At 39.8% G+C, this 8453-nt stretch carries 9 protein-coding genes; 4 read left to right on the top strand and 5 right to left on the bottom strand.

The genetic code is table 11. The features are described from left to right. Nucleotides 1-26: 26 nt before the first annotated feature. From spoIIM to K8O68_RS18690, 3 genes are all read right to left on the bottom strand, one after another. Nucleotides 27-671: a stage II sporulation protein M gene (gene spoIIM, locus K8O68_RS18700; RefSeq protein WP_230898281.1), complete on the bottom strand. Its 645-nt coding sequence runs from the start codon at nucleotides 669-671 to the stop codon at nucleotides 27-29. 85 nt (nucleotides 672-756) lie between these two features. Continuing rightward, complete coding sequence (locus K8O68_RS18695; protein ID WP_230898280.1) at nucleotides 757-1938, bottom strand: endonuclease Q family protein; 1182 nt, start codon at nucleotides 1936-1938, stop codon at nucleotides 757-759. A 6-nt stretch (nucleotides 1939-1944) separates the two neighbouring features. Continuing rightward, the gene (locus tag K8O68_RS18690; RefSeq protein WP_230898279.1) at nucleotides 1945-2505 is read right to left on the bottom strand and encodes an NUDIX hydrolase; all 561 of its coding nucleotides are present in this window, start codon (nucleotides 2503-2505) and stop codon (nucleotides 1945-1947) included. Between the two features lie 202 nt (nucleotides 2506-2707). Here K8O68_RS18690 and K8O68_RS18685 point away from each other — a divergent pair, with 202 nt between their 5' ends. Then, complete coding sequence (locus K8O68_RS18685) at nucleotides 2708-3619, top strand: aldo/keto reductase (RefSeq protein ID WP_230898278.1); 912 nt, start codon at nucleotides 2708-2710, stop codon at nucleotides 3617-3619. A 92-nt stretch (nucleotides 3620-3711) separates the two neighbouring features. Here K8O68_RS18685 and K8O68_RS18680 read toward each other — a convergent pair whose 3' ends face one another. Further along, nucleotides 3712-4347 carry a TlpA disulfide reductase family protein gene (locus K8O68_RS18680; RefSeq protein WP_230898277.1) on the bottom strand — a complete coding sequence of 212 codons (636 nt, stop codon included), beginning with the start codon at nucleotides 4345-4347 and terminating at the stop codon, nucleotides 3712-3714. A gap of 396 nt (nucleotides 4348-4743) precedes the next feature. Here K8O68_RS18680 and uppP point away from each other — a divergent pair, with 396 nt between their 5' ends. From uppP to K8O68_RS18665, 3 genes are all read left to right on the top strand, one after another. Then, nucleotides 4744-5580: an undecaprenyl-diphosphatase UppP gene (gene uppP, locus K8O68_RS18675; RefSeq protein ID WP_235788553.1), complete on the top strand. Its 837-nt coding sequence runs from the start codon at nucleotides 4744-4746 to the stop codon at nucleotides 5578-5580. 179 nt (nucleotides 5581-5759) lie between these two features. After that, entirely contained in the window at nucleotides 5760-6812 is a 1053-nt protein-coding gene (locus K8O68_RS18670; RefSeq protein WP_230898276.1) for a permease, read from the top strand. An 18-nt stretch (nucleotides 6813-6830) separates the two neighbouring features. Continuing rightward, nucleotides 6831-7790 carry a TIGR03943 family putative permease subunit gene (locus K8O68_RS18665; RefSeq protein WP_230898275.1) on the top strand — a complete coding sequence of 320 codons (960 nt, stop codon included), beginning with the start codon at nucleotides 6831-6833 and terminating at the stop codon, nucleotides 7788-7790. 104 nt (nucleotides 7791-7894) lie between these two features. Here K8O68_RS18665 and K8O68_RS18660 read toward each other — a convergent pair whose 3' ends face one another. After that, nucleotides 7895-8425 (bottom strand): PTS sugar transporter subunit IIA, encoded by a 531-nt coding sequence (locus tag K8O68_RS18660; protein WP_230898274.1) that lies wholly within the window; start codon nucleotides 8423-8425, stop codon nucleotides 7895-7897. Nucleotides 8426-8453 lie beyond the last annotated feature (28 nt).

Raw genomic sequence — 8453 nt, 5'->3', positions numbered from 1 at the left:
AAATAATTATTATTTAATAATTATTATCAAAAGATAAAGTTTCTAATAACAAATTGCATTACTGATGGAGAAATAAATGCCTCAAAGGCCGAAATAAGCACTAAAACAGCTCCGATTATAAAAATAAAAAATGTGTAGGACACAAAGTGCTGAAAGATCGGTTCATGGCCCCGTCTAATAATTTGTCTCCAGATACGAATGGAAAAAGCTGTAGCTGTGGAGGCCACCAGAATAAATACCGGAATTAAGAATATATTCTGCGGAAATACTGATGTAAAAGCAAATAAAAACCCTTCAAAACCCATCCGGTCTACAAGGAATCCTACCGTAAAACCTACCGTTAACCCCTTTATAAACAGAAGAATAAATACGACAGGGATCCCTATCACCGAAAGCCCTAACACCCATATAAAACCCAGCATTTTACTGTAATAAGCAAAGCTCTGAGTGAAAATAGCCGCCGGATTGGCAAACTCCCCCTTCTCTACTTCATTAAAAAAAAGAGTTAAGTAAGCATATAAATCATTTTTCTGGGAAAAGTTCATACTGTTTACAATGACTGCGCCGAAAATTACTCCCATAAGAAGCAAGACGGTAGTAAAGATATATGCAGCTCTGTTATTGTCAAGATATTCTGTCAGCTTATTTCTCCTTGCATAGAGCTTCCCCATCTATATACCCTCATTTCTATCATCTGATTGTGTGTCTATCAGAGTCTATGAAATGAGGAATCAAACTATGATAAAGAAAATAGATTTAAATTTTTACTTTTCCGTACTTTCCGCCTCCTCCGGGCTGTATTTTTAATCTCCCTTCACGCATGCGTTTTATAAAATCAGCCTGCTTTTCAGTCACTGTTGAAACAAGGTCTTCAAGCGGAACTTCATGAAGCACAGCCATTTCAGAGCCAAATAAGGTGATTAGGTGATCCACTGTTTTCGGGCCGATACCCGGGATAAATTCAAGCGGTATATGGTGCAGATAAGAAGCCCGTTCCACCCCTTTCATTTTTTCCCTTTTTCCCTGTTCCTGCTGCATGGCCAGTTCCCTTGTCCTCTCCTTTACTCCTTTAATGACAGGAGCTGAAGGATGCTTTAGGCAGACGTTTTTATCTGCCGGCAGGAAACATTGCCCGCATACCGTTTGATAGTACTTGCCTAGCTCCGGATGAAGGCCTGTATTTCTCACTACCTTTCTGCCTGCCTTTTGCTTTATGGCCTTCTCTACTTCTGCAAAAGTCGGAGAAGACACATCAATGACCTGATGTTCCCTCCCGATTTTTTTAACCGAATGAGCATCTGAGTTTGTCAGAAACGGCAGAGCATCCAATTCAGGCAGAGTTTCAGCCATAGATAGGTCAGCGCTTAATCCAAGCTCAACAGCGTCTACCCAGTCGAGATTAAATAGTTCGGCCATATATACATCAGCGCCCTTACCGTACACACTTTTAAAAGGAGTGAACACGTGTGCAGGGATAAACCATCCCTTTGCTTCTTTAACTCTTTTCTGTAAATCACTGGTGTTTGCGTAGATCCGCTGAGTACTTAAATGGATATTTTTGATATTAGGCCGGCACCAGACTGAAAAATCCTGCATTTCTTTAAAGTCAGGAAAATAACATAATACATGGACCGGTCCACGGCACCTCTCATCATAAATCTCTATCTCTGCACCCGGCAGAATCGTAAGTATTCCTTTATAACTGAATCCCCCTTCGGTTAATTCCGTAAGGACCCCTTCTTTTAATAAATCTTCAATTTCTTTAAGGACAGCAGGAGAAAGACAGTCCACAAGCCCTATGATGTCCATCCCTTTGCGGCTAACCGCTTCGTCGATCACCGCCTGGAGAGTCATCTTATTTGAAGCAGTAATTTTTACCGGATGGCCGTAAATGTCCCGTCCCAGATGAATATGCAAATCCATATATTTTTTTTGCATCTGCTTTTATTTTTGACCCTCAGAGGCTTTCAACTTTTCCAGCTGCCAATACTGAATGGCATATATTGTTTTTGCATCATGAATCTCTCCGGAAGCGATCATTTCTTCTGCTTCCTCCAATGTCACATCTATTCTTTCAACAAATTCATCCTCATCGGTGCTTTCTATTCCATGAGACAATCCTTCCGCTAAATATATATATACAATTTCATTAGCAAAACCCGGACTTGTGTAAAAAGAATGAAGTTTTGACCAGCTGCCGGCTACCACACCTGTCTCTTCTTCAAGTTCCCTTTTCGCACATTCCAGTGGATCTTCCCCTTTTTCGAGTTTCCCGGCAGGTATTTCTGCAATAGCCTTCTCAAGCGCTTTACGATATTGCTTAACCAGTATCAGTTTCCCATCCGAAGTAAAGGCAATGACGGCTACAGCCCCGGGATGGTGTACGATTTCTCTTTTGCTTTCCTTGCCATCCGGTAATCTGACATCCTGAATTTCTACATCTATGATTCTTCCTTTGAAAATGGATTTTGTTCCTAAAGTTGTTTCTTTTAAATAGTCAGACACAGTGTACTCCTCCTGTTTATTTATTCTTGTACGTGTTCAGCATATCAAAAACACCCCCGTTTTTCATTAGGGGGTTCCCTGCGACTAAACTTATACTCTCAGACTGTTTGATATCCCGATTTATTTATGTTGAAATAGTTACGGAAGAAAAAGGGGATATATTTAAAGCAGGAACGGGTAGGAGATTAACGGAGGTGTTAAAATGAAGAAAAATCAATTAGGAACGTCGGATTTATATGTTTCTGAATTAGGATTCGGGTGCATGTCCCTTTCAGACGACCATCTTTCAAACAGTGCACTTATTGATGAAGCCGTCGCCCATGGAATTAATTTCTTTGATACTGCGGATTTATATCAATTTGGATTTAATGAAGAAAGCGTCGGAAAGGCTGTTAAAGGGCACCGGGATAAAATTATTCTTGCTTCCAAAGGTGGAAATGAATGGGGCGAAGGAATAGACGGCTGGCGCTGGAATCCGGATAAAAACTACATAAAACATGCTTTAAAACAATCTTTACAAAGGTTGAATGTGGACTACTTGGATCTCTATCAATTACATGGAGGAACAATTGATGACCCTATTGATGAAGTGATTGAAGCATTCGAAGATTTATCACAAGAAGGAACAATCCGGTATTATGGTATATCCTCTATAAGACCAAATGTTATAAAACAGTTTGCTGAAAAATCAAATATTGTAAGCGTGATGATGCAGTACAGCCTTCTCGACCGAAGACCCGAAGAATGGTTTCCTTTGTTTGATAAACACGGAATTTCAATTATAGCCCGCGGTCCTGTAGCCAAAGGCTTACTTACGGATAACTTTGAAAGAAAGCTTACAGAGGATGGGTATTTAGCCTATTCTGAAAACGAGCTTAAAGAGTTGCTTCCGGAATTGAGAAATTTGGCAGGCCATGAAAGAATGTCCCTGCAGCAGACGGCACTCAGGTACATTATGGATCAGCCTGCTGTAGGCACTGCTCTCACAGGTGCAAGCCAGGTTTCTCAATTAAAAGAAAATGTTAAAAGCACAAACACACCAGCCTTATCAGAAGAATTAACCAGCAACCTCAAGAAGATGACTAAATTAGCCCAATATGATAAACACCGTTAGAAAAAAGAGACGTCTTCCCGTTATTAATCCCCCCCAGTGACAGAGCAACATTCTGACTGAGGGGGTGTAAAACGGTAATGACGTCTCTTTGTTTATGCCTCTTTTTCATAACTCTGCCTTATATCTTTGTAATAATCCTCCAGCATTTCATAGTTTATAAATCCAGGCCGCCTCATAGCCACCTTGCCATCCGGATCTATAATAAGGGTGGTTGGCATGTGCCTTACTTCATAACCATCCAGAATTTCTCCGTCTTCATCAAGCACGGTGTAAAACGGAATATCAAAATCATCGACAAACTGTTCAACTGCTTCGTTGTTCCTCTCCTGAGTCGTCATATTAATTCCCACCACTTCTACTCCGTCATCCTTATACTTTTCGTAGAAGTCAATAAAATCGGGCATTTCATCCCGGCAAGGAGGACACCAGGACGCCCACATGTTTAAAACGACATAGTTCCCTTCCAGTTCTGATAACGTTAACTGCTCATCGCCATAAACTTGCGGAAGCTCAAAATCGAGAGCTTCATCACCTACTTGCAGCCCAGAAGTGGGAGCGGGCTCTTCTCCCTGTTCGTCCCTTTCAATCCCTTCATTTGCAAGATACTCATCTAACAAACGCTGATTTTCATCATTATTCTGTTCAGCCTGATTGTCGTATATTACATAACTCCCAAGCCCGACAGCAGTTAAAAATATAATTAAAGTTAACAATCGTCTTAATTTCATAAAAACCTCCACTTTGAAAACATGTTCATAGAAGTACTGCATATGTTTAAATATACTTTAAAAATAAAACCGGAATATCCTTCGGAAAAGTCAGTTGAAGACAAGCCCTGATAGAACCAGACAAAAAAAGATTCCTGTTTCGATACTTTTATTATATGATATTTCAGTAGTGCTTTTAAAGGAACCTGTATTTATAATCTTGATTTTAATTCCTGAGCTCCCTTAGATGGAGATTTTATCTGAAATCAAAATTCTGCCTGTGGACGAGCCATGGGCCCGGGTTGTCCACAGAGATTAACATAGAAGGCCGGCTGCATTGGATAGAAAAAACGCGTAAAACAGGGCCTGATAAAAAGTCTGCTAACCTGTATTAATAATAACCAAGCAGAAAGGAAGATGAAAGTGACGTTATTTGAAGCAATTGTATTTGGTATTATTCAGGGGATCACTGAGTTTCTGCCGGTATCAAGCACGGCTCATATAGTGATTACCCAATTAGTGTTCGGTTACACCTTCCCGGGGCTGGCATTTGAAATTTACTTACATATGGCCTCCGTCCTTGCTGTAATTATGTATTTCTGGAAAGATCTTTGGAGTGTCATCCAGGGATTCTTCAAGTTTATTATTTACCGGTCCAAAGAGGACAAGGTGCCGTTTTTCTTCGGAGTTTATATTTTAATAGCTACCTTTATCACCGGTGTATTAGGAATGCTTTTATCCGATTTTATTGCTGATGCGATGAAAACACCTGCTTTAATTGCCGCGTCGCTGACGGTTACTGGATTGGCTCTGATTTTTATAGAAAGGTTTCACCGGCTGGGAAACAGAGATGAATCGTCGATGAATGGGCTGGATGCCGTAATTGTCGGCTTAGGACAAACTATTGCAGTTATTCCAGGCATTTCCCGTTCGGGGGCCACGCTTGTTGCGTCCTTATTGATGGGATTAAACAGGGATACAGCAGTCCGCTATTCTTTTTTGCTGGCTATTCCGGTTATATTAGGCTCCAGTGTCCTCGCTCTGGACGAATTTTCAGCAGAAATGCTTGATTATATAGGTCCGTTTAATCTTTTCATATCATTTATCGTATGTTTCTTTTTTTCACTTTTAGGAATTGTCTGGCTGATAAATTTCCTTAAGAAAAGTAAATTAATTTACTTTGCAATTTATTGTTTTATCGTCGCCATTCTCGTATACACGCTAATTGACCCATCAACAGTGATGGATGTTTAACAGCTGATTGATTAACTTTGTTCAAAAAAAAGATATCTCTTAATCTCAGATAAGTGATATCTTTTTTTATTGCATTCCTATTACAAATTCTTATTTAAATTTACTGTCCCAAAGTCCTTTGCTAAACTATTGAAGGAATCAAAATAGAACAGCCACTTTTTTTAAGACAGGAGTAGCTTATGAGTACCTCAACAGGAAAAGTATTTGGAAAAGATTTACTGGGTCTTGGTCTGCTCTTTTTATTTCTAATCTTATTTTTATTCAGTGACCAGGTCAGTACGAGCGAACGAATGGAATCTATTCCTAATGCGTGGATAAATGTAAACACCATTTTTCTGAGTATTGTTATTGAAGCAATCCCTTTTATTTTGCTAGGTGTATTTGTCTCTGCACTTATTCAGATATATGTCTCAGAAGATACTATTCAAAGGTTTTTGCCAAAAAACGCCTATGCAGCTTTGTTTCCAGCAGCACTTCTGGGCGCCATCCTTCCTTTATGCGAATGTGCCATCGTTCCCGTCGTCAGACGGTTAATAAAGAAAGGGATGCCTTTGCACACAGGAATAGTTTTTCTGGTTGCAGCGCCAATTCTTAACCCGGTTGTATTTGCGTCAACTTACTTTGCGTTCAGGAATAACCCCACCATTCTTTACTCACGAATGGGCTTGGCGTTTGTCTTATCTATTATTATAGGAGCTATTCTTTACAGTATTTTCAGAAAGAAACCGGATCAGCTTAGAAATAAAGCTAATGTCTCATTAGCAAGCCACCATGTGCATATTGAAGAAGACCAGTCTCAAAAGAGATCCGGAAAGCCAGGCTTTTTAGCGAGGGTTCGTGATACGGTCTACCATGCCTCTGATGAATTTTTTATGATGGGAAAATATCTGATACTTGGTGCTTTTGTTGCTGCATTATTCCAGACTTTCTTAGACCGCAGTCTTCTTGAAACAATTGGAACTAACACATATACTTCAACATTTGTGATGATGGTATTTGCATATTTGCTCTCACTCTGTTCAGAAGCTGACGCATTTGTAGCTGCATCTTTCGGTTCCCAGTTTACAGATGCATCACTAACCGGATTTCTTGTTTACGGACCGATGCTCGATTTAAAAAACACATTTATGCTCTTCGCATTTTTTAAAGCACGTTTTGTGATTGCTTTTATGATTACTGTTACCTTTATCGTGTACTTCTCCGTCATTATTTTGTATGGATTAATTTTGTAGCGCCTGGGAGGGATTAAATTGAAGAACTATGACCACTCATTTCATGCTTTTATACAGGGGATCATTCTCATAGGCTTTGCCATGTTAATTCTCAGTCTGGTTTTAACCGGAAATATTGTGTATTACATTGCCCCGACAATGATGCCGTTCATTTATTTTGCTTTAGTTACCTTTTTCATTTTAGGTATTGTACAGGTATTCAGAAGTACAAAAGATGATGAAGAGGATTCTTCCTGCGGATGTGAACATGATCATCAAATAAGTGGCCCTTCCTGGCTGAAATTGATTATTTACGGTATTTTCATTCTCCCTGTTTTATTCGGCTTTACACTCCCTGACCGTTCTCTGGACAGTTCTGTAGCCGCAAACCGGGGTATACAATTTGGAGGAGGATCAAACCCGCAGGCTGCAGAAGGAAATGTAAATTCAGCTTCTGAAGCTGAAAGTGGCAATACTGCCAGGGCTGAAGCTTATTTAGATGATCCGGATGGCTATCTGGATTCTATAGGAGCTTCTTCAGAAGAGGAAGAAGAACATTACACAATGGAAGAAATATATGATGAAGAATGGTTTGATGACTATTACCAGGAATTAGCAGAAGAGATGCTAGAGAAAGACACAGTGATAGTTACAGATGAAAATTACCTTGATATGATGACTGTTCTTGATCTTTACCTCGATGAATTTATTGGAAAAGAAATAGAAATTACAGGATTTGCTTACCGGGAACCCGGCTTTGATCCTGACCAGATTGTTGCTGCCCGTTTTGCAATGACATGCTGTACTGCAGATGCTTCAGTTTACGGCACAATGATAGAGGCTGCAGATTCTGCTAATGTGGAAGATGACACGTGGATGGTAGCATGGGGAACAATTGAAAAAGGGCATTATAAGGATCAGCAGATTCCTGTAGTGACAGAGGCTCACATTGAGGAAATAGATGAGCCGGAAAGCCCGTATGTCTATCCTAACTTTTAAAAGAAAGAGCGTGAAATAAGTTTAATTAAAACTAAAGAAAATAAAGAATGGCTCTCACCATGTGAGGGCCATTCTTATTACCGGTTTTTATCCCGGCTTCTTTTTTATTTGCTGTGGACTGTCATTACAATGGTTTCTCCGCCATTAGCCTGTACGTTTTCCTGCTTTTCAAGGCTGTCTACGGCATCCCCGTTTGTAATAATAATAGGGGTGATAGTGCTTTCAGCTTTTTCATTTACAAGGTTCATATCAAACTCGACTAATTTATCACCTTTAGCCACTTTGTCTCCTTCACTTACAAAGGCTTTAAATCCTTCACCCTGCATGTTGACTGTTTCAATACCGATATGAATAAGCACTTCAATTCCATTAACTGTTTTAATACCAACAGCATGCTTAGTAGGAAAAAGTTGAACGATTTCCCCGTGTACAGGAGAAACAATTAAACCTTCGGAAGGCTTAACAGCAACGCCGTCCCCCATCATCTTTTCTGCGAATGTAGGGTCAGGCACTTCTGAAAGCGGAACAACCTCTCCATTTGCAGGGCTTGCTAATAAATCTTTTCCGTCTGCTTCCGGCATTTCTACTTCTTTTGACTCTTCTTTTTTGTCTAATCCAAATAGTTTTTTTAACACATTTATCCACCCTTTCTTTTTAGCTCTG

The sequence above is a fragment of the Salipaludibacillus sp. CUR1 genome (assembly GCF_021028955.1).
GTDB lineage: Bacteria > Bacillota > Bacilli > Bacillales > Salisediminibacteriaceae > Salipaludibacillus.
This window is presented reverse-complemented; position numbering and strand designations above follow the sequence as displayed.